Genomic DNA, 20,456 nt, shown 5'->3' with positions numbered 1-20,456 from the left:
CTCTACCTTTCCGTCAAGCCCAAGACCAGTTCCGCCGCCTTCATTGCCGCGACATTCCCCGCCACATCATGGACGCGCACGATCCGCGCCCCCTGATATACGCACATGGTGTTGGCGGCGATCGTCCCCGTTCTCAGTTCTTCGCTGCCTCGCTCCGCACCCAGGCTTTCTCTGATGAAATGCTTGTTGCTGCACGCCACCAGAGTCGGGTAGCCAATGGCCGTGATCTCTCCGAGCCGGCGACTCAGCGCGTTCGAGTGCTCGGTGTTCTTGTTCAGGTCATGCCCCGGATCGATGATGATTTTCCCCGGCTCGATTCCCGACCCGACCGCATGGTCGACTCGCTGTCGCAGGAAGTCCGCCACCTCTGAGACAACGTCGTCATAGGTCGGCCTCACGACCTTTTCGCCCGGCCCTCCCAGGCTGTGCGTGATGATGACGCTCATTCCCGTTTCGGCAATCAGCCCCGCCATGCCGGGAGAGCGGAGCCCGTGTGTATCGTTGATCACGTCCGCCCCTGCCTTGTAGCTCGCTTCCGCTACCTCTGGCAGATGCGTGTCCACGCTGATCACCGCATCACTCAGTTCCCGAATGCCCCGGATCACCGGGACCACACGGTCTATCTCTTCAGCCGGGGACAAAGGCGGCTGGTCGCTCCGGAACGCTCGCCCTCCGACGTCTATCCATTCCGCACCCTCGCGTAGCGCCTGCTCCGCTCTCCCGACCGCCTCGGTGACCGCCATCGACCGGTTCGGATCCAAACCGCTGTTCGGGGTGCGATTGACAATTCCCATCACGACGATGTGCCGCGCAAAATCGAACTCTCGCCTCCCGATCCTTCGCACCGGCGCTATGAGTTCGGGGTAGTACGCCTGCATTACTTTCCGCTCTTTCGGAAGTGTATGATCCATCGCACTGTAGAGACCCTATCGGGCAGCCTCACGGCGCATGAGGCGAAGCTGTCCGTTGCCGCTCATCGGGGCGTGCGCCGCCATCGGCCGGGCTCAGCGGGCTCTGTCGTAGACCATGGCGATCTCGCCAAGTTCGCCGCTCTGCTGGTGGGTGAGCGTCCACTTGGTCGCCGGCAGGCCGTCGTCGAACAGTCGCCGCCCGCCCCCGGCGATCTCGGGGAAGATCATCAGGTAGAGCCGGTCGAGCAGGTCTGCCGCCAGGAGCGGTTTGATGATGCTCGCGCTGCTGTTGACGAGAATGTCGCCCTCACCGGTGGCCTTGAGTTCGGCGACGACGTCGGCGGCGGGGGCGTTCACCACGCGGGTGCGTTCCCACGGGGCCTCGGTCAAGGTGGTCGACAAGACCACCTTCTCCGTGTTGACCAGCCATGTGGCGTATCCGCGATCACGAGGGTCGGCGTTGTCGTTGTCGGCGACCGATGGCCAGTAGCCCATGAATCCCTCGGCGTTGAGTCGGCCGAGTAGCGCCGTCGTCGCGCTCTCCCAGATGCGGTTCATGTGGTTTCGGGCGACCTCGCTGGTCACATAAGGGGCGAACGCGGCGAAATCGCCCGGTCCGCCGGGACCGTTGTAACGCCCGTCGAGGGTAAGGCTCAGGTTCGCGGTCACCCTGCGCCCGGTCGAGTTGGTCATTCGGTGCTCCTGGTGTGAGTGGTGTGCGTGTCCGCGGCGAGGGTCGCCGCGAGCTTGTCGAGGCTCTGGCCGAAGCCGATCTCGACGCCTGCGATGAAGTCCGCGGACTCGACCGTGCTGTCGGTGATGCGGAAGTGAACGTCGAGTTCTGTGCCGGTCTCGGTGGGCCGGAGGTCCAGGGCGAGGTGGGCGGTGAAGGCGGGGCTGCCGTCGGCGAGCTGCGGGGAGAGCCGGTAGACCAGGCGTTCACCGGGGCGTACGTCCTCGACGACTCCCAGCGCGCGCCCGGCGATCAGGTCGGAGCCGTCGACATCTTCGGCATCGCGGTATTCATGCACGATTCGCCCGCCCTGTCGTGCCTCGAAGACGAGCTCGGAGACGCGCAGGTCATCCGGCGTCCACCAGTGGGCGAGCAGCGAGGCCTCGGTCAGGTGGCGCCAGACCTTCTCCGGTCCCGCCGCCAGCGACCGGTGGAACCGGAACGAGCGGCCGTCGGCCCAGCCCGGCTTCTCGGCGGCGAGCCGCTCCGCGTGGAGGCTGAGCTCGTAGCGGTCGTAGGTCTCGCGCGGGCCACCGGCCTGCTCAGCTGTGTCGGCCAGCCGAGTGAGCGCGGCCGCCAGCTCCCGCAGGGGTGCGGCCCGGAGCGCGTAGACGCGGCGCTGGCCGGAGCGCTGGGAGGTGACGACGCCGGCACGCTCAAGCGCCTGCAGGTGCTTGGTCGTCTGCGGCTGGCGCGCCTCAGCGAGCTGGGCGAGAACGCCGACCGGCCGGGGCCGCTCAGCCAGCAGGCCCACGAGCCGCCAGCGGGCCGGGTCGGCCAGAGCGGTGAGGATTGCGTCCATGCCCAGAAGTATTCACTATGACGAATATTCTCGTCAAGGAATATCTCAGGTCACTCTGTCGAGCGCGCGTCAGGCCGCCCATGACGCGCGCTCCGGGACCGTACGTGGTCAGGTGCCCGTGACGATGTCCAGCCGCCAGGCGCTCAGGATCCCGGCCGTGGCGTGCGAGGGGGCGAGGTCGCTCACCAGGAGCGTCCACCCGCCCCCTGCCGGCTGGCCCACCAGCGGAGTGACGGCCGACGGCGGCTCGGTCGCGTACTCCAGCAGCTTCGAGGTGTCCAGGGCGGCCTCCCGGTGCGCCAGGACGATGCGCCGGCCGGTCGGCGAGTGGAGCACGATCCGCAGGTCCTCGGGGTGGTTGTGGTCGAGGTCGATGAGGATCTTCAGCGTCCGTACGGTCCCCTCGGCCTCGATCGTGATCGTGTCGGCCACGCCGTGCGGATCGCTGTCGGGAATGCGCAGTGCCGGGCGCGACACCGAGCTGAACGCGGCGCCGTTCACGCCCACCGGGCCCGCCCTGAAGCGGATGGTCTGGCCGGGGTCGCTGATCGCCGACAGCGTCAACCCCGACTCGGCACCGCTCCACAGCAGGCTGGCGGGCACGGTCGAGTGCGACAGCGCCGTGCCGTCCACCCGGCCGTACAGGTCGCGGCTGTCGCCCGAGTTGAGGTTGTTCTCCAGGTCGAGGTGGCCGTCGGCCTGCAGCAGCGCGATCTGGTAGTGGTGCAGCGGCGTCCCGTCCTGCAGCTCGTTGGAGCCGCGGGTGTCGCAGTGGTACACGGCCAGACCGCCGGCCGGCGAGTGGAGGTCGAAGCCGAGCTTGGAGCGGTTCTCCACCAGGAAGTACTCCTCGTCCGTCCCGGTCGAGTAGCGGAACACCTTGCGATAGTCGCCGTGCTCGGCCTGGAACACGCCTCCAAGGTTGAGATCCGTCTTCTCAGGGCACCAGCCGGCCAGGTCGCGCAGGTAGGCGCTGACAGGTGCGGGCGTCTTGCCGCCGTCCAGGTGGTTGCCGGCGCTCATCAGGCAGTACAGGCCGAGGCCCGAGCTGGTGAAGTCGTCGCCGTCGCGGCGGCCGTAGTCGTACAGGTCGGGGAAGCGGCACAGCAGGTGCCCGCTCTCGTGGCAGAACGTGCCGATCGTGAGCTGCTCGGGGCTCTCGCCCATGCTCGTCACCAGGTAGAAGTGCGTGCGCATGTCGCCGAACTCCAGCTCGACGACGCTGTTGTGCGGCCACAGCACGCTGTCCTTGATGTACTGCGTCTTGCCGGCGTACAGGACGATCAGGGCGTCCACTACCTGCTGACCGAGCGAGTCGTACCGGGTGAGGTCGATGCCCGAGTCGACGGCCGCCCGCAGCGCCTCCGGCACCAGCACGTCGAAATTGGCGGGGTCGGCGTAGAAGGTGATGTCGTGGCTCATCCTGAACGGGCCCACGACGTCGTTGGTGAAGTCCAGCAGGCCGCTCGACATGGTCTTGTAGTACTCGTTGACCGAGCACGCGTTGCCGTTCTCGTGATAGCCGGGGGCGTTGAGCAGCGCGTCCACCTGCGCCGGGGTCACCGTCGTGGCCTGGTCGGGGAAGTCGACGAGGATCGTCAGGCCGCGCACTGAGCCGACGCTGAGCCTGCGGCCCTCCAGCAGCCCGCCCGTCGGCCCGAACGTCAGCGCGGAGTCCTCCTCCGCCTCCGCCGAGAGCGTGCCCGGCCTGCGCCGCCGGTGCGCCTCGGCCATGACCGGGCCCGACTCGCGCAGGTGGCGCGGCACGCCGCCGGGCGCGTCGTAGGAGTCGATCCTGACCCCCGTGGACTGGAATCGCCCGTCCTTCAGGTCGGCGTAGCAGTAGGCGCCGGCGGAGGCGTCGTAGACGCTGGTGTAGCCGTCGAGAGTCTCGTAGCGGGCGTAGTGCTCGTCCCCGAACACCACGAGCCGCACCTCCTCGCCCTCCGCCTGGGTGAAGCTCAGCGTCTCTCCGAATATGGCGCTCATCGCGAGCCCTCCGGTGTCCAGTGGGAGATTCCCTCCGATCGTCACCGAGCGCCGGTGGAACCGCCTGAGTACCCCCGTACTCAAGCCGTGACGTAGTCGGCGATGATCACCGTTGCGTCGTCCTCCGGCTCGGCGGCGGCCATCTCGTCGTACAGCCGGTCCAGGCAGGCGCCGGGCGACACGCCGTCGGTGAACAGCTCCTTCATGCGCGCCGCACCGAGTGCCCTGACCACGCCGTCAGAGACGATGACGACACGGTCGCCCGGGCGGAGCGGGACGGATCCGGCCTCGGGGTTGAGCGCCGACGGCAGGCCGAGCCCGCGCAGCAGCCGGCCCTCCTTCCCGGGCTCGCCGAAGGAGTGCGACGTCGTGAGCGGCTGCGGCTCCGCGCCCTTCGCGCAGTGCCAGATCGCGCCGTCGCCGACGTGGACGAAGCGCAGGGACGGGCGCTCGCCGGGCTCGAGGACGACCACGTCCAGGGTGCTGACCAGCTCGGGCGTCGAGGCGTTCCGCAGGGCCGCGGTGCGCACGGCACGGTGCGCGAGCTGCGCGCACTCGTCGAGGTCCTCCTGGTACTGCGGCCTGGCGGCGACCACCGCGCCCAGCGCCAGGGCCGCGGCCGTGCAGGCCGGCTCGCCGTTCGCCCCGTGGGCCACCGCGACCAGCCGCTCCTGGATGACGTACGCGTCCGTCTGCCGCCCGCGCCGGCCCGCGTACGTGCCGCCGGCCGTCACCAGCCGCGGCCGCGTCACCGGCATGCCGGACGGCCAGTTCCCCTGCCGGCCGCGGGCCGTCATCACCGACAGGCAGCCGACCAGGATCGAGATCACCAGGAAGGTCATGAGGTCCCCTCTCGTCGCATCGTTCGCGACCCGCACCCAGTACACGCTCTTGTGGAGGAGACGCGACTGACGGCTGATCGGCCGTCGTAGCGGATGACGGCCGATCAGCCGTCATGCCACCAGCGGCCCGGTGAGCGACGGTGCCAGAAGAGCCGGACCGAGGAAACCACCATGTGCCCCCTGTCTCCACCAGCCTCCACAAAATGGGTGTATTCACAGCGTGCTCACTCATGCCGGATGCGTTATCGTAAAGCCCGTCTTGTGCTCTCATCGCGAGCAGGCGGCCCATGTCTCACTCCGGTTCCACCCGATACGACTCGGCGGCCAGGCACATGGAGCGGACGATCGCCCGCACCTGCGCCGGGGCGCGGGGCGTGGTGGGCCTCGTGGCGGTCGTGGCCGCGCTCCTCGGCGCCGTCCCGCCGGTGTCCGCGGCGTGGCTGGCGCCCGCGCTGGCGATCGACCTCGTGTGGACCGGGCTGTTCCTGCGCGTGGCCCGGCGCAGGGCACGGACTCCCGCCTGGCTGGTGGCGGGTGACGCGGCCATCACGGTCACGCTCTGCCTCGCGCAGCGCCATCTCGTCGCGGGCGCGGCGCTCGACGGGGGATCGAGCTGGATCGCGGGGCTGGTCACGATGACCATCGTCGTCTCGGGGGTCACGTGGCGGCCCTGGGCGGCGGTGCCCGTCGGCCTGCTCGTGGCGGCGGCGTACCTGGCCGGGATGCGGCTGGCCGCCCCGTACCAGGATGTGGCCGGGACGCTGCTGATCCACCTCGTGCAGATCCTCGCGATCGCGGTGCTGATGACGCTGCTGCGCCGCTCCGCCGCCTCGGCGGACGCGTTCCTGCGGGACAGCGCCCGCGCCGAGATCGCCCTCATCGTCGAACGGCTGCGGCGCGAGGACGAGCTGCGCCAGGTCGGCAGCGTTCACGAGACGTCGCTGCACACGCTGACGATGGTCGGGCTGGGCACGTACGAGCGGCACTCGCCCACACTGCGCCGGCAGGCGGCGGCCGATCTGGCGGCGCTGGAGCAGCTGCGCGACAGACCGCGCGCCCGCTCCGCGCCCATCGCCCTGGACGCCCTGCTCGACGAGGTGGCGGGACGCGCGACGGGGCTGGCCGTACGCAGGCGGCTGACGCCGGAGACAGTGCCGGGGGAGGTCGCCGAGCGCTTCGCCCGCGCGGTCACCGAGGCGCTGTCCAACGTGGCGCTGCACGCCGGAGTGCGCGAGGCCGAGCTGGTCTCCAGCAGCCGCGACGGGGAGATCCGGGTGGAGATCGCGGACACGGGTGGCGGCTTCGACCTCGCGCGGGTGCCGCCGGACCGGTTCGGCGTACGCGGGTCGATCCTCGACACGATGCGCTCGCTGCCGAACGCCGGCGCCGACATCCGCTCCGGTGACGAAGGCACCCGGGTGAGCCTGTGGTGGCGGCCGTGATCGACGACATCGAGGAGGTCGCCCAGCGGTACGCCAGCTACACCGCGCTCGGCGCCGTGGTGATCGCCGCGGCCTGGCACCTCGGCTACGACCTCACCGTCACCATCTCGGGCTGGCCGTCCTTCCGCTGGCCGGCACTGGCCGCGGCGGCGTGGATCGGTTACGCGGCGATCGGGGTGATCGCCGCGCGGGCGCTGGCGAAAACGTTCGGCGGCCCGGCCAGGGTGGGCCCGCTGGCCGCCGCCGCGCTGGCCGTGGACGTCGCGGTGATCGTGTCCGGCCGCCCGGAGGGCCTGCTCGCCCCGGCCGACTGGGGCTGGGGCTCGGTGGGCTGGCTCGGTGTCATGCTCCTGTGGAACCGGCCCCGGTGGCGGGTCGAGCTGATCGCGTTCCTGTCCGCCAACGCCGGCATCATGCTGACCGCCATGATCGTGACGGGCACGGTCGACCGGATCTCCATCGCCAGGTACCTCATGGTCGTGGTCGGGAGCGCCACGCTCCAGCTCGGGTACGCGGCGGGCTGCCACACGCTCCGGGTCAGGGCCGAGGACGCCGCGCTGCTGGCCCGCCGGCTGGCCGCCGACGACGCCTGGCGGGAGTCCGCCCACCGCATCCACTCCGACCGGCTCCGCCGCTACGCCGCGATCCGTGAAGTGGCGGAGTCGCTGCTCGATCAGCTCGCAGACGGGGCCGATCCGGGGGATCCCCGCGTACGCGAGGACTGCACGGCCGGGGCCATGCGGCTGCGCAGGCTCATCACGGAACGGGAGGACGTACCCGACGAGCTGGTGTCCGTGCTGCGCGAGCGCATCGACGCGGCGGAGCGGCGCCAGGTGCTGGTGACGGCGCCGCCGTTCGGGCAGCGGATGCCGGTGCTGCCGAAGGGCGTACGGGAGGACCTGCTCAGGGCGCCCGTCCGGGCGCTGGACGGCGCGCGGTCGCGGGCCCGGGTGACCGTGTCGGCGATGTCGACCATGGTGAGCGTGGCCGTCGTGGCGGACAATGACGACCTGCCCGTCAGCGCCGTCCCGGTACGCGAGCCGAGCGGGGTCATCGTCACCTACCAGCGGCAGGACGGCGACGTGTGGGTCAACAGCATCTGGCAGGGCCCATGAGGGGTGGGGCGGGGAGCGCGCCGACCGGAGGGGGGCCGGCGCGCGAACCCGTAACGTACCCGATCTAGGGAACGACGGAACTGGGACGGGCCGGATCGGCTGGGCGAGGGAACTGGGGACGGACGGACGGATGGGACGGGAGACGGAGCCGGGGGCAGATCGCAGCGGGGCGGCGGGGCGGGTGACGGTCGCCCTGGTGGAGGACCATCAGGTGGTGGTGGACGGCGTCAGGTCGTGGTTCGCCGAGCCGGGCCAGGTCAGGCTGGTCGCCCAGGGGCCGACGATCGAGTCGGTCCGCGGCGTGGCGGCCGACGTGCTCCTGCTGGACCTCAACCTCAACGGCACCATGGTCGTGGACCGCGTCGCCGGGCTGTGCGCGGGCGGCCAGCGGGTCATCGTCTTCTCGGAGCACGAGGAGCCGGAGACCGTACGCGCGGTGCTGGACGCGGGCGCCTCGGCCTTCATCGGCAAGGGGCGGGCCACGCGGGAGTCCTGTCTGGAGACCATCATGGAGGTGGCGGCCGACCGGCCGAGCGTCACCCTGCCCATGGCCCAGGCGATCGCCACGGACGAGGGCCCGCACCGGCCGCAGCTGTCGGACAAGGAGCGTGCGGCCCTGCTGTTCTGGTTCCAGTCGATGTCGAAGGCGTCGGTGGCGGCCAGGATGGGCATCAAGGAGCGCACCGTACGCCAGTACATCGACCGGGCGCGGGTCAAGTACGCCGCCGCGGGCCGCCCCGCGCCGACCAAGGAGAAGCTGCTCATCTGCGCCATCCAGGACGGGCTGGTGCAGCCGGACGAGGTGACGGTCTACACGTCGCGGGCCGCCCGCGCCTCCGACTCCTTCCGCTCTGGGCGATGAGGTGCTGCGGCCACCGGCGAAGAAGGGCATGGTGAGAACAGTCGGCTGAGAGGCGGTGGCGGCGATGGCGGTCGCGGAGGTCGTGGGACCGGGGGAGTGGCTTGGCGCGGAGCTCCGCGACGGCGACGCCTGGCGGATCCCGCTGACGGAGGCGCACAGGCGAGAGGTGCTCGCCGCCTGCGACTCCGAAGAGGGCTTCCCCTTGCCGACGCTCGCCCCGACCCTCCACCGGGTCCGCGACGAGCTCATGCACGGCCGGGGCTTCGTGCTGGTCCAGGGGGTGCCCGTGGAGCAGATGACCGAGCGGCAGAGCGAGAGGGCCGCGCTCGGCCTTGCCCGCCACGTCGGCGCCATCGTCCCGCAGGGTCCAGGCGCGCGGCCGCTCATGCACGTCCGCGACACGGGAGCCGACCCGTCACGCGCGAAGAGCTACCAGCACAGCGGCCGTCTCGGCTTCCACAGCGACCCGACGGACGTGGTGGCCCTCCTCTGCGTGCGCCCGGCGAAATCCGGCGGGCTCAGCGCGATCGTCAGCTCGGTGTCGGTGCACAACGCGCTCGTCCGCACCCGCCCCGACCTGGCGGAGCTTCTCTACCAGCCGTGGTGGCACGACCGCCGCACCGGCGACGGCCCGGACAGCTTCTCCACCAAGCCGATCTGCACGGTTGACGGCGACGGAAGGGTGTCGGTCGCGTACGGCCCCGACTACCTGCGCTCGGCCCAGCGCGGCACCACCGTGCCGCCTTTCACCCCGGCGCAGGAGGAGGCCATGGCCCTCCTCGACGAGCTGACCAACGACACCCGTTTCGCTCTGACCATGGACCTGCGGGCGGGCGACATGCAGTTCCTCAACAACCACGTCGTCCTGCACAGCCGCACCGCCTACGAGGACCACCCGGAGCCACACCGCCGCCGCCATCTCCTCCGGCTCTGGCTCACAACGACGTGAGGACGGTCAGCCGCGGCTCGCCTCCAAGTTGGCAGGGTCGAAGCTGACTGGGAACGGCGCTGTCAAGTTGGCGACGGTACCGGCCTTGTAGGCGGTCGGTGGGTCGTAGCTGTCGCCGTTGAGCTCGTAGACGTAGAGAGTCGGCCCTTCGCCCAATTCGATCCGCCAATAGACGGGGATGCCCGCCGCCGCATACGCCGTGGCCTTGAGGACCCTGTCCCTCATCCTGGTGCTCGGACTGACCACCTCCACCGCAAGCAGGAGCTCTTCTGGCGAGAACATGAGCTCGTCGGTGTGCATCGACTCTTGGGTGACGACGACAAAGTCGGGGATGTAGTAGTCCTTGTCCGTAACCCGTAGGTTAACGGTTGAAAGGGGCATCACCTTGGGAGGTGCCGCCTCTGCGAGAATGAGAAGCAGCTGGGTGATGGCAAGCTGGTGCAGCTTTGTGGGGGCAGGGCTCACCAGTAGGCTCCCGTTGAAGAGCTCGTAGCGGTTCCCGTCGTCGGGGAACTTCAGCAGGTCGTCGACCGTGTACGGCAGCGGAGGAAGGACAACCTCGCGCCCCGCAGTCGGTTCCATCGTCGCCATTGCGGTCACCCACCAAGTATCGGGAACCTTGCCCTCGCTCACATGCTACTTGCCGAGATTTCCCTACCCTAAGTTTCCGAATGAACACTGTCCGAAATGGAGGGGTGGTGAAAGTTTCACCGGTTTGAGGGCCTAAGGGAAAGCCCTTTCCGCTGCTCATCCGGGATATCGACCTGTAATCCGGCACCAGAGCGGCGCGTTGACATGATCCGTCATTTGTGCGGACTCATGCCGTCAGATACTGTCGCCCCGCGGAGCGCTCCCTACCACCGGAACCCCCCCGACCGGAACACGGAGATCGCACTATGCCCAAAGGACCCCACCCCTGGGCGCGGCGCGCCCTGGCTCTGCTGCTCTCCATGGCGATGATCATCGTCATCCCCCTTGCCGGCTCCGCCTCGGCGCACGGCTCGGTCGTGGACCCCGCCTCCCGCAACTACGGCTGCTGGCTGCGCTGGGGCAACGACTTCCAGAATCCGGCCATGCAGCAGCAGGACCCCATGTGCTGGCAGGCGTGGCAGGACAACACCAACGCCATGTGGAACTGGAACGGCCTCTATCGCAACGGGGTCGGCGGCAACCATGAGGCGGTCATCCCCAACGGCCAGCTGTGCAGCGCCGGCCTGACCGAAGGCGGCCGCTACCGCTCCATGGACAAGCCGGGACCGTGGACGATGGCGAACCTCGGCAGCACGTTCAACATCCGCCTGAACGACCAGGCCAGGCACGGCGCGGACTACATCAGGGTCTACATCACCCGTCAGGGCTACGACGCCCTCACGACGCCCCTGGGCTGGAACAATCTGGAACTGGTCCGCACGACTCCCAAGTACGCGCCCAGCGACGTGTACATGATCAACAACATCAGCAAGGGCTCGCGCACCGGCCGTCACGTGATCTACACGATCTGGCAGGCCTCCCACATGGACCAGTCGTTCTACTTCTGCAGCGACGTCAACTTCGGCTGAGCCGCTAGGGACGGGGGCGGGTCGAGGCGCGGAGGTTGAGCTCTATCGGGTGCACGCGCTCGGTGCCCATCGGCGCGGCCCCGGACAGCAGCTCGAACAGCAGCTCCGCGCAGCTCGCCCCCGCTTCCTTCGGGCGTAGGTCGATCGCGGTGATCGGCGGGTCCGACTGGCGGGTGGCGGCGTTGTCCACGCAGGAGGCGAGCAGCACGTTGGCGCCGGCCTCCCGCAGCAACGGCGCCACCTCGGCCGCCGCCCCGGCGGGAGCGCACACCAGGGCGTCCAGCGGCCCGTCGCCCTCCCGCGACTCCCGGAGGCCGGGTGTCGCCGTGCCCGGTCCGGCGGTGTCGAGGAGGGCGCGGGCGGCGGCTCTGACCTCGTCGCCCGAAGCGTCGAACGACACCCGCCGCACCAGCGGCACGACCCCGTGCGCGGCGCACCACTCCAGGTAACCCCGGTGCACGCTGCCCGCCCAGTCGCTCTCGTCCCCGGCCACGATGAGCGCCGGCCGCGCCGCGCCCGACTCACGCAGGTGGTCGAGCAGGCGGGCCAGCATCGCGGCGTGCTCCGACCACACCACCCCGTCGGGCTGCCGTGAGCCGGGGAAGCGTTCGCACGAGACCGTCGGCAGCCCCGTCGCCATCAGGCTCTCCACGACCGGGTCGCCCCCGAGCGGGTCGCCGAGCACCAGGCCGTCCACGCGCGGCGGCCGTGAGCGGCGCTGGCCGGACGTGATCAGCGTGACGTCGTAGTCGTGCCGCGCCGCCTGCTCCACCACGCCGAACACGAACGACATGTAGTACGAGGAGCGGGTCAGGACCTCCGGCACGTGCAGGCCGATGGTGCCGGTGCTGGCCCTGCGCAGGTGCCTGGCCGAGCCGTTGGGCACGTAGCCGAGCCGCTCCGCGACCCGCGCGACCGCCTCCCGGGTGTGCTCCGACACCCGCCCGGAGCCGCGCAGCGCGTCGGAGGCCGTCGTCTTGGACACCCCCGCCTCCCGGGCGACGGTGAGGATCGTGACGGGCTCCTCCGCCGCGCGCGCACCGCGTCCTGCTCGCTCGTCTGCCTGCACGCCCCGATGGTAGCGGCCCGATCGCCCGCTCTCTTCGGGGCAAGGCGGGGCTCCGTTCCCCAACCGCTCCGGTAAACGGTCTGTTTCGGGTGGCTTTTGGGTCTTGTCTCCGTCCGGCGGCGCAATTAAGTTAGCCGAAACCTTGCCGGAACGTTCCGGCAGCAGAAAGGGGCGGAACGTTGCACCTGTCCACCGGGAAAGTCCCCCATCCGCTCGACCCCCTCGCTCCCCAGGAGATCGACGAGGTCAGGCGGATCCTGGTCGCGGAGGGCCTGCTGACCGACACGGTACGGGTGGCCTATCTCGGCCTCGAGGAGCCGCCGAAGGGCGAGGTGCTGACGTACGGACCGGAAACCCCCGTCGAGCGCCGTGCCCGCGCCTTCCTCCTGGACCTGGCCACGGAGGCGGCCGAGGACGTGATCGTGTCGATCAGCGGGGGCACGGTCGAGGCGCGCAGGCCGATCGACCCGGTCACCGACGGCCAGGTGCCGATGCTGGACGAGGAGCACGCCCTGGTCAGGCGGGTGCTGCGAGAGGACGCGCAGTGGGCGGAGGCGCTGCGGCGCAGGGGCATCGAGGATCCGGCGACCGTCTACCTGGCGGCGCTGAGCGCGGGCCACTTCGGACTCGCCAAGGAGGAGGGCAGGCGGGTGGCGAGGGTGCTGGCGCACCGGATGCCCACGCCCGAGAGCCTGCCGTGGGCCCACCCCGTGGACGGCCTGGTCGCGTACGTGGACCTGGTCAAGGGCGCGGTCATGGAGATCGTGGACACCGGACCCCAGCCGATCCCCGAGGAGCCCGGCGACTACCACCACGGCCCGCACCGCACCACGCAGCGGCCCATCCACATCACCCAGCCGGAGGGCCCCAGCTTCACGGTCGACGGCCCGCTGGTCACCTGGGAGAAGTGGAGCCTGCGCCTCGGGTACGACATGCGCGAGGGGCTCACCCTGCACCAGATCGGCTTCGAGGACGGAGGTCGCGTCAGGCCGATCGTCTACCGGGCGTCGGTGGCCGAGATGCTGGTCCCGTACGGCGACCCGAGCCCGATCCGGTTCTGGCAGAACTACTTCGACACCGGCGAGTACCAGCTCGGTAAGCTGGCCAACTCGCTGGAGCTCGGCTGCGACTGTCTCGGCGAGATCACATACTTCGACGCGGTCGTGACGGACGGCGCAGGCGTCCCCAAGGTGATCACGAACGCGATCTGCATGCATGAGGAGGACTACGGCGTGCTGTGGAAGCACACCGATCCGGCCAACGGCTCCAGGGAGACCCGCAGGCAGCGGCGCCTGGTGATCTCGTTCTTCGTCACCGTGGGCAACTACGACTACGGCTTCTACTGGTATCTCTACCTCGACGGCACCATCGAGCTGGAGGTGAAGGCCACCGGCATCGTGTTCACGGGCGCCTACGACGCCCGCGCCGCGCCCTACGGCTCGGAGGTCGCGCCGGGGCTGGCGGCGCCGTACCACCAGCACCTGTTCAGCGCCCGGCTGGACATGACGGTGGACGGCGTGGCGAACGCGGTGGACGAGGTGGAGGCGGCGCCCCACCCGGTCAGCGCGGAGAACCCGTACGGCAACGCCTTCGGCCGCACGGCGAAACGGCTGCGCACCGAGCGGGAGGCGCGGCGCGACGCCGACCTCGCCAAGGAGCGCACCTGGCACGTCGTCAACCCCGGCGTGCGCAACCGCCTCGGCCGCCCCGTCGGGTACGCCCTGCATCCCGAGGGGAGGCCCACCCTGATGGCGAGCCCGGAAGCGGCCATCGCGAAGCGGGCCGAGTTCGCCACCAGGCATCTGTGGGTGACGCGTTACCACCCGGCGGAGCGCTATCCCGCCGGGGACCTGGTCAACCAGCATCCCGGCGGCGCCGGCCTGCCCGCCTACACCGGGGCCGACCGCGACATCGACGGGCAGGACATCGTGCTGTGGCACACGTTCGGCCTGACACATTTCCCCCGTACCGAGGACTGGCCGATCATGCCGGTCGACACCTGCGGGTTCGTACTCAAGCCGGTCGGCTTCTTCGACCGCAACCCCACGCTCGACGTCCCGCCGAGCGCCGCCGCCGAACATCCCTGCCACTAGAGGAGAAGAGGCCCATGCGTACCCAACGCCTGGCCCTACGCCTGGCCCTACGCCTGGCCTGCGGCGTCACGGCCGCCCTGCTGGCCTCGGCCTGCGCCGCCACCACCACGACCGCCCCGTCCACCGCCCCTGGCCAGGCCGCCCCCAAGGGCTACCTCGCCGAAGCCGACCAGTCGCTGCCCGCCGGGGGCACGCTCAACCTCTCGGTGCACATCGACAGCGGCGCCGCCACCGGGTACGACCCCCAGCTCGCCGACGTCGCGACCACCTGGCAGCTGCTCTCGCTGTCCTACGAGACGCTGGTCACGGTGGGCCCCGACTTCTCCGTCCAGCCGCTGCTGGCCGACAAGTGGGAGACCCCCGACCCCAAGACGTACGTCTTCCACCTGCGCGACGGCGTCACCTTCTCCAACGGCCGCGAGATGACCGCCGACGACGTGGTGGGCAGCCTGAAGCGGCTGCTGGCGTCCAAGTCGGTCTGGCGCGGCCAGCTCGGCCCGGTCAAGTCGGTCACCAAGGACGGCGACCGCACGGTGAAGGTCACCCTGAGCGAGCCGTACACGCCGTTCCTGGCCGCCCTCGCCAACATCCCGGCCGCTGTCCTGCCCATGAAGGAGATCGACGACAAGTCGGTCGACCCGGCCAAGACGCTCCTCGGCACCGGCCCGTACGTGGTCGAGAACCACCGCCAGGACGTGTCCTGGACCTTCAAGCGCAACGACAAGTACTGGGCCAAGGGCAAGCCCGCGGCCGACGCCGTCAACATCACGATCGCGCCGGAGGAGGCCGCGCGCATCGCCGCGCTGCAGAACGGCGGCGCCGCCCTGGCCACGCTGGGCAACGTCGACTCCGCGAGCATGCTGGCGGGGGCGAAGAACGTCCAGGTCGTCACCCAGGCCACCACCGACTTCTACTACCTGATGCTCAACACCCAGGCCCCGAACTCGAAGTTCGCCGACCCGAGGGTGCGCCAGGCCGTCGCCATCGCCCTCGACCAGCAGCAGATCGCCGACGTGGCGCTCGGCGGCAAGGGCCGGCCGACCGCCGTCACCCCGGCGGGCCTGCCCGGCGCGTGCGACCCGGCCGCGCTGCCGTCGGCCTCGAAGAGCCTGGACGAGGCGAAAAAGCTGCTGGCCGAGGCGGGCGCGCAGAACCTGACGTTCACGCTGAGCATCTTCTCCACCGAGCCCGCCCCCGCGGTCGCCCAGGTCATCCAGCAGAACCTCCAGCAGGCCGGCATCACCGTGAAGATCGAGCAGCTGGACGAGGCGAGCTGGTCGGGCAAGGTGTACGGCAAGGCGCCCGCCGAGTTCGACGCCGCACTGTCCTGGTTCGCCGGGTACGCCGACCCCGGCATGGTCACCAAGTGGTGGAACCCGGAGACGGCCGGCTTCAACGTCGGCTTCATGAAGCCGGACAAGGAGCTGAACGCGCTCATCGACGCGGCCAACAAGGACACCGAGCAGAGGGACAAGGCGCTGTCGGCCGTCTGCGCGAAGGCCGACGCGGACGCGCAGATGATCCCGCTGGTCACCCGCCCCGCCACGGTCGCGTTCCGTACCGACGCGCTCAGCCCCAGCCTGTACGCCACCGAGGGCTACGGCAATGTGCTGCGCCTGATCGCCGACGCCCGCGTGAAGAAGGCGCAGTAGCCATGCGCCTGCTGATGTGGTGGGCCGGCAGGGCGCTCAGCTCGGCCGCCACGCTCCTGGGCGTCTCCGTGCTGATCTTCGCGGCGGTGCGGCTGATGCCCGGCGGCTTCGCCGAGACCGTGCTCGGGCCGTTCGCCACGGCGGAGCAGAAGGCGGAGCTGGCCGCCCGCTACGGGCTCGACCAGCCGGTGTTCCTGCAGTACGGGCACTGGCTGGCCGCCGTCGCGGGCGGCGACTTCGGCATCTCCATGATCAGCCGCCAGCCGGTCGGCGCCGAGCTCCTGGCCCGCCTGCCGGTGACCGCCGAGCTGACTGTGCTGGCCGTGGCCGTCAGCGCGCTGGCCGGGGTGCCGCTGGGCGTGCTGACCGCTGTCCGCGCCCAGTCAGTCCGCTCGCCGGGCGGCGGTGGGACGGTGGGGCGGCTGGTCAGCGGGCTGGGCGTCAGCGTGCCGGAGTTCGTGCTGGGCAGCCTGGTCGTGTTCGTCTTCTCCCGGTACGCGCTCGGCCTGGAGGTCGGCGCGTGGGTGCCGTTCACCCGTGACCCGGGCGCGAACCTGGCCGCGATGGTGCTGCCGGCCGCCGTCCTGTCGGTGTTCGCCATCTCGGTCACCGCCAGGACCACCCGGGACGCGGTGCTGGGCGTGCTGGTCGAGCCGTACGTCACGGCGGCCGTCGGGCGCGGCGAGTCGCCGTGGTTCATCGTCAGGCACCACATCCTGCGCAACGCCGCCACGCCCGTGGTCACGCTGCTCGGCACGATCATCGCGTACCTGCTGGGCGGGGCGCTGATCGTGGAGCACGTGTTCAACCTGCCGGGCATCGGCTCGTACATCGTGCAGGCCGTCGGCCGCCGCGACTACGCGGTCGTGCAGGCCGGGGTGCTGCTGGCGGCGGCGGTGTTCATCGTGATGAACGTGCTGATCGATCTGCTCGTCGGGGTGCTCGACCCGCGCCTCGGCGTGCTGGCGGGGAGGCGCTCGTGAAGAGATGGGACCGGCTGTCCATCGGCGGGCTCGTCTGCCTGGCGGTCCTGGTGGTGTTCGCGCTGGGCTCGCTGGCCGGGGCCGGGGGAGACCCGGACGCGATCGTCGGGCCGCGCCTGCAGCCGCCGGGTCCCGGCTGGTGGCTGGGCACCGACAACCTGGGCCGTTCGGTGCTGCCGCGCGTCATGGAGGGCGTCGGCACCACGCTGCTGCTGTCGTCCGTCGCCGTGCTGGTGACGGCGGCGCTGAGCGCGACGTTCGGCATCATCGCCGGATACCGCGGCGGCTACCTGAACGAGCTGGTGATGCGCCTGGTGGAGGTGCTCTACTCCTTCCCCGCCATCGTGCTCGCGATCCTGGTCGCCGCCGTGCTCGGGCCGGGGCAGACGGCGGCGCTGGCCAGCATCGTGCTGGTGACGATCCCGCTGATGACCCGGCTGGTGCGGGCCGCCGCCGTGGCCGTGTCGCAGCGCGACTACGTCACCTCCGCCGTCATCAGCGGCGCGCGGCTGTCGCGCGTGCTCGGCCGCCACGTGCTGCCGAACGTGGCGGGGACGATCGCGGTGCAGGGCACGTACGCGCTGTCCGTCGGGATCGCGGTCGAGGGCGGGCTGAGCTTCCTCGGGTTCGGCGTGCAGCCGCCGCAGGCCTCGCTCGGCGTGCTGATCCAGCAGGGCGGCACCTACATGATCGCCGCGCCCTGGCTGGTCCTCGGCCCTGGGGTCGCGCTGGTGGCGGCCATCCTGGCGATCAACGTGGTGGGCGACGGGCTGCGCGACCGGCTCGAACCCCGGGAGACGAGGTCACTCACATGAGCCTGCTCACCGTGCGGAATCTGGTGATCGACTACGCCGGGACCAGGGCGCTGGACGGCGCCGACCTGGAGGTGGCGCAGGGCGTGACGGTCGGCCTGGTCGGGGAGAGCGGCTCCGGCAAGTCCACGCTCGGCTCGGCCGTCGGCCGGCTGCTCCCCGGGACGGCCCGGCGGAGCGAGGGGGAGGTCGTGGTGGCGGGGGAGCCGGTGTTCGACCTGCCGCCCGAGCGGCTGCGGCGGCTGCGCAAACGGCATCTCGGGTTCGTCTTCCAGGACCCGATCGCCTCGCTCGACCCGACCATGCGCGTCGGCAACCAGCTCCGCCTGGTGCTCGGGCGCGGCGCCGACGTGGGCTTCCACCTGGGACGGGTCAAGCTCGACGACCCTCGCGTCGTGCGCGCGTACCCGCACCAGCTCTCCGGCGGCATGGCGCAGCGGGTGGCGATCGCGATGGCCATGGCCACCTCGCCCGAGCTGCTCGTCGCCGACGAGCCGACCGCCGCCCTGGACAGCCAGGTGCGTGAGGAGGTGCTGAACGTGGTCTTCTCGCTGGCCGCCGAGGCGGGGACGGGCATCCTGTGGCTCAGCCACGACCTGCCCGCGGTCGCCCGCAGGTGCGACCGGGTCGCCGTCATGTACGGAGGCCGCGTCGTGGAGTCCGGGCCCGCCCGGACGGTGCTCGGCAGGCCCGCCCACCCCTACACGGCGGCGCTGGCCGGGTCGGCGCCCGCGGCGGCGGCCCACGGCGTCCGGCTGGAGCCGGTGCCCGGGCGGCCCCCCGTGCTCACCGGCCCGTCGCCTGGCTGCGCCTTCGCGCCCCGGTGCGCGCTGGCGCTCGAGCGCTGTCACCACGAGCGCCCGGAGCCGGTCAAGGTAGGCGACCAGGACGTCCTGTGCCACCGCGCTGGAGAGGTCGCGGCATGATCCTGGAGCTCGACGATGTCACCGTCACCTTCGCCGCCGGGCCGCCTTTCAGGCGGATCCACCTGGACGCCATGAGGCACGTCTCGCTCTCCGTCGCCGAGGGTGAGACGCTCGGCCTGGTCGGCGAGTCCGGCTCGGGCAAGACGACCACCAGCCGGGTCGCGCTGGGCCTGCAGCGGCCCACGTCGGGCACGGTCAGGTTCGACGGCCGTCCCTTCCCGGGGCGGCGGCGCGAGCTGGCGGGCCGGATGCAGGCCGTGCTCCAGCACCCCCACTGGTCGCTCAACCCGCGCATGCGCGTCGGCCAGAGCGTCGCCGAGCCCCTGGCCGTGCTGGGCCGCCCGGCCGGGGACGCGGTCACCGAGATGCTGGAGCACGTCGGCCTCGAGGCGTCGTTCGCCGGCCGTTACCCGCACGAGCTCTCCGGCGGCCAGCGGCAGCGCGTGTCCATCGCCAGGGCGCTGGTCACCAGGCCCAGGTTCATCGTGTTCGACGAGGCGGTCAGCGCGCTGGACGTCTCGGTGCAGGTCCAGATTCTCAACCTCATCAAGGACCTGCAGGCCGAGTACGGCTTCAGCGCCCTGTTCATCTCCCACGACCTCGGCGCGGTCCGCTACGTCGCCGACCGGATCGCCGTCATGCGCAAGGGCGAGATCCTCGAGACCGCCGACACCGCGACCTTCTACACGGCGCCCGCCCATGAGTACTCGAAGCAGCTTCTGGAGGCATTGTGACGAACGAGCCCCGCCTCGCGAGGCCGTCCGCGTTCGCGCCCGGCGTGCCGCGCAATGCGGACCTGCCGCTGACCCCGCAGGCCAGCCCGGGGCGCGGGTCCGTCGCGTTCGACCTGCCCGGCGTGCTCGTCGGCACGGCCGAGTACGCGGAGGGCCCCACCGGCTGCACTGTGATCCACGTCCCGGCCGGCGCGCGCACGGCGGTGGACGCGCGCGGCGGCGCGGTGGGCATGAGCGGCGGGTACGACTTCAACCACGCCATCTGCTTCGCCGGCGGCTCGGTGTACGGGCTGGCCGCCGCGGCGGGCGTCAGCGACGAGCTGCTGGCCCGCAGGGACAACCGGACCCGATGGGACGATCTCCAGCTCGTGTCCGGCGCGGTGATCTACGACTTCTCCGCCAGGGACACCGCCGTCTACCCGGACGCCGAGCTGGGCAGGGCCGCGCTGCGCAACGCCGTCGAAGGCCGCTTCCCGGTGGGCCGGTGCGGCGCGGGACGCACGGCGAGCGCGGGCAAGGTCGACTACGGCCGGGCCGAGTTCGCCGGACAGGGTGCGGCGTTCGGCACGTTCGGCGAGGCCAAGGTGTTCGTGGCGACCGTGGTCAACGCCGTCGGAGCGGTCGTCGACCGGCAGGGGCAGGTCGTACGCGGCAACTACCACGCCGCGGACGGCGCCCGCCGCCACCCCGCCGCGGACTACGCGGCGGCGGTGGGCGACCCGGCCCCGGCCGTCATGGGCAACACCACGCTGACCGTCATGGTGACGAACGTGAAGCTGACCGACGTCGAGCTGCTCCAGGTCGGCCGCCAGGTGCACAGCTCCATGCACCGCGGCATCCAGCCGTTCCACACCCTGAACGACGGCGACGTGCTGTTCGCGATGACCACGGACGAGGTGGACCTGGTGAGCGTCAAGCCCACGGGCCTCGGGACGCTCGCGTCCGAGATCGCCTGGGACGCCGTCCTGAGCGCGGTGGAGTGA

The 20,456-nt window shown here is 71.0% G+C and carries 19 protein-coding genes; 12 read left to right on the top strand and 7 right to left on the bottom strand.

Features of this window, described 5'->3' with window-relative positions; all coding sequences use genetic code 11:
* Window positions 1–2 precede the first annotated feature (2 nt).
* The 5 genes from folP to AB0J64_RS22565 all read right to left on the bottom strand — a co-directional run bounded on the left by folP (window position 3) and on the right by AB0J64_RS22565 (window position 5,277).
* Window positions 3–878 (bottom strand): dihydropteroate synthase, encoded by an 876-nt coding sequence (gene folP, locus AB0J64_RS22585; RefSeq protein ID WP_364029757.1) that lies wholly within the window; start codon window positions 876–878, stop codon window positions 3–5.
* A 126-nt stretch (window positions 879–1,004) separates the two neighbouring features.
* Entirely contained in the window at window positions 1,005–1,604 is a 600-nt protein-coding gene (locus AB0J64_RS22580; RefSeq protein ID WP_364029754.1) for a dihydrofolate reductase family protein, read from the bottom strand.
* A complete protein-coding gene (locus AB0J64_RS22575; protein ID WP_364029751.1) occupies window positions 1,601–2,446 on the bottom strand; it encodes a metalloregulator ArsR/SmtB family transcription factor in 846 nt (281 codons plus the stop codon). The genes AB0J64_RS22580 and AB0J64_RS22575 overlap by 4 nt, the downstream gene beginning before the upstream one ends.
* Before the next feature lie 108 nt (window positions 2,447–2,554).
* Complete coding sequence (locus AB0J64_RS22570; protein ID WP_364029748.1) at window positions 2,555–4,435, bottom strand: M6 family metalloprotease domain-containing protein; 1,881 nt, start codon at window positions 4,433–4,435, stop codon at window positions 2,555–2,557.
* An 80-nt stretch (window positions 4,436–4,515) separates the two neighbouring features.
* Window positions 4,516–5,277 (bottom strand): SpoIIE family protein phosphatase, encoded by a 762-nt coding sequence (locus AB0J64_RS22565; RefSeq protein WP_364029745.1) that lies wholly within the window; start codon window positions 5,275–5,277, stop codon window positions 4,516–4,518.
* A gap of 287 nt (window positions 5,278–5,564) precedes the next feature.
* On the opposite strand from AB0J64_RS22565, the gene AB0J64_RS22560 reads away from it, so the two are divergent.
* The 4 genes from AB0J64_RS22560 to AB0J64_RS22545 all read left to right on the top strand — a co-directional run bounded on the left by AB0J64_RS22560 (window position 5,565) and on the right by AB0J64_RS22545 (window position 9,645).
* Window positions 5,565–6,719, top strand: coding sequence for a hypothetical protein (locus AB0J64_RS22560; RefSeq protein ID WP_364029742.1), 1,155 nt, complete (start codon window positions 5,565–5,567; stop codon window positions 6,717–6,719).
* Window positions 6,716–7,834, top strand: a complete 1,119-nt coding sequence (locus AB0J64_RS22555) for a hypothetical protein (RefSeq protein ID WP_364029739.1) — start codon at window positions 6,716–6,718, stop codon at window positions 7,832–7,834. The genes AB0J64_RS22560 and AB0J64_RS22555 overlap by 4 nt, the downstream gene beginning before the upstream one ends.
* 130 nt (window positions 7,835–7,964) lie before the next feature.
* Window positions 7,965–8,696: a response regulator gene (locus tag AB0J64_RS22550; protein WP_364029736.1), complete on the top strand. Its 732-nt coding sequence runs from the start codon at window positions 7,965–7,967 to the stop codon at window positions 8,694–8,696.
* A 64-nt stretch (window positions 8,697–8,760) separates the two neighbouring features.
* Window positions 8,761–9,645, top strand: coding sequence for a TauD/TfdA family dioxygenase (locus AB0J64_RS22545; protein ID WP_364029733.1), 885 nt, complete (start codon window positions 8,761–8,763; stop codon window positions 9,643–9,645).
* Between the two features lie 6 nt (window positions 9,646–9,651).
* On the opposite strand, the gene AB0J64_RS22540 is transcribed toward AB0J64_RS22545, so the two are convergent.
* Window positions 9,652–10,236 (bottom strand): Uma2 family endonuclease, encoded by a 585-nt coding sequence (locus AB0J64_RS22540; protein WP_364029917.1) that lies wholly within the window; start codon window positions 10,234–10,236, stop codon window positions 9,652–9,654.
* A 305-nt stretch (window positions 10,237–10,541) separates the two neighbouring features.
* Between AB0J64_RS22540 and AB0J64_RS22535 the strand changes: the two genes are divergently transcribed.
* A complete protein-coding gene (locus AB0J64_RS22535) occupies window positions 10,542–11,204 on the top strand; it encodes a lytic polysaccharide monooxygenase (RefSeq protein ID WP_364029730.1) in 663 nt (220 codons plus the stop codon).
* A 4-nt stretch (window positions 11,205–11,208) separates the two neighbouring features.
* Here the strand turns inward: AB0J64_RS22535 and AB0J64_RS22530 are convergent, their stop codons facing one another.
* Entirely contained in the window at window positions 11,209–12,273 is a 1,065-nt protein-coding gene (locus AB0J64_RS22530; protein WP_364029727.1) for a LacI family DNA-binding transcriptional regulator, read from the bottom strand.
* A gap of 179 nt (window positions 12,274–12,452) precedes the next feature.
* Here AB0J64_RS22530 and AB0J64_RS22525 point away from each other — a divergent pair, with 179 nt between their 5' ends.
* The 7 genes from AB0J64_RS22525 to AB0J64_RS22495 are packed head-to-tail and all read left to right on the top strand — an operon-like array spanning window position 12,453 to window position 20,456.
* On the top strand, window positions 12,453–14,366 hold the full coding sequence (locus AB0J64_RS22525; RefSeq protein WP_364029724.1) for a primary-amine oxidase: 1,914 nt from the start codon (window positions 12,453–12,455) through the stop codon (window positions 14,364–14,366).
* 14 nt (window positions 14,367–14,380) lie between these two features.
* A complete protein-coding gene (locus AB0J64_RS22520) occupies window positions 14,381–16,018 on the top strand; it encodes an ABC transporter substrate-binding protein (protein WP_364029721.1) in 1,638 nt (545 codons plus the stop codon).
* 2 nt (window positions 16,019–16,020) lie between these two features.
* A complete protein-coding gene (locus AB0J64_RS22515; RefSeq protein WP_364029718.1) occupies window positions 16,021–17,001 on the top strand; it encodes an ABC transporter permease in 981 nt (326 codons plus the stop codon).
* Entirely contained in the window at window positions 16,998–17,816 is an 819-nt protein-coding gene (locus AB0J64_RS22510) for an ABC transporter permease (RefSeq protein WP_364029715.1), read from the top strand. Before AB0J64_RS22515 ends, AB0J64_RS22510 begins: the two co-directional genes overlap by 4 nt.
* A complete protein-coding gene (locus AB0J64_RS22505) occupies window positions 17,813–18,739 on the top strand; it encodes an ABC transporter ATP-binding protein (RefSeq protein ID WP_364029712.1) in 927 nt (308 codons plus the stop codon). The genes AB0J64_RS22510 and AB0J64_RS22505 overlap by 4 nt, the downstream gene beginning before the upstream one ends.
* Window positions 18,736–19,473, top strand: a complete 738-nt coding sequence (locus AB0J64_RS22500; protein WP_364029709.1) for a dipeptide/oligopeptide/nickel ABC transporter ATP-binding protein — start codon at window positions 18,736–18,738, stop codon at window positions 19,471–19,473. The genes AB0J64_RS22505 and AB0J64_RS22500 overlap by 4 nt, the downstream gene beginning before the upstream one ends.
* Window positions 19,470–20,456, top strand: a complete 987-nt coding sequence (locus tag AB0J64_RS22495; protein ID WP_364029706.1) for a P1 family peptidase — start codon at window positions 19,470–19,472, stop codon at window positions 20,454–20,456. The genes AB0J64_RS22500 and AB0J64_RS22495 overlap by 4 nt, the downstream gene beginning before the upstream one ends.

This window comes from Nonomuraea sp. NPDC049695 (assembly GCF_040674955.1).
In the GTDB taxonomy this organism is placed as follows: domain Bacteria; phylum Actinomycetota; class Actinomycetes; order Streptosporangiales; family Streptosporangiaceae; genus Nonomuraea; species Nonomuraea helvata.
The sequence above is the reverse complement of the archived record's forward strand: the minus strand, read 5'-3'. Positions and strand labels throughout refer to the sequence as shown.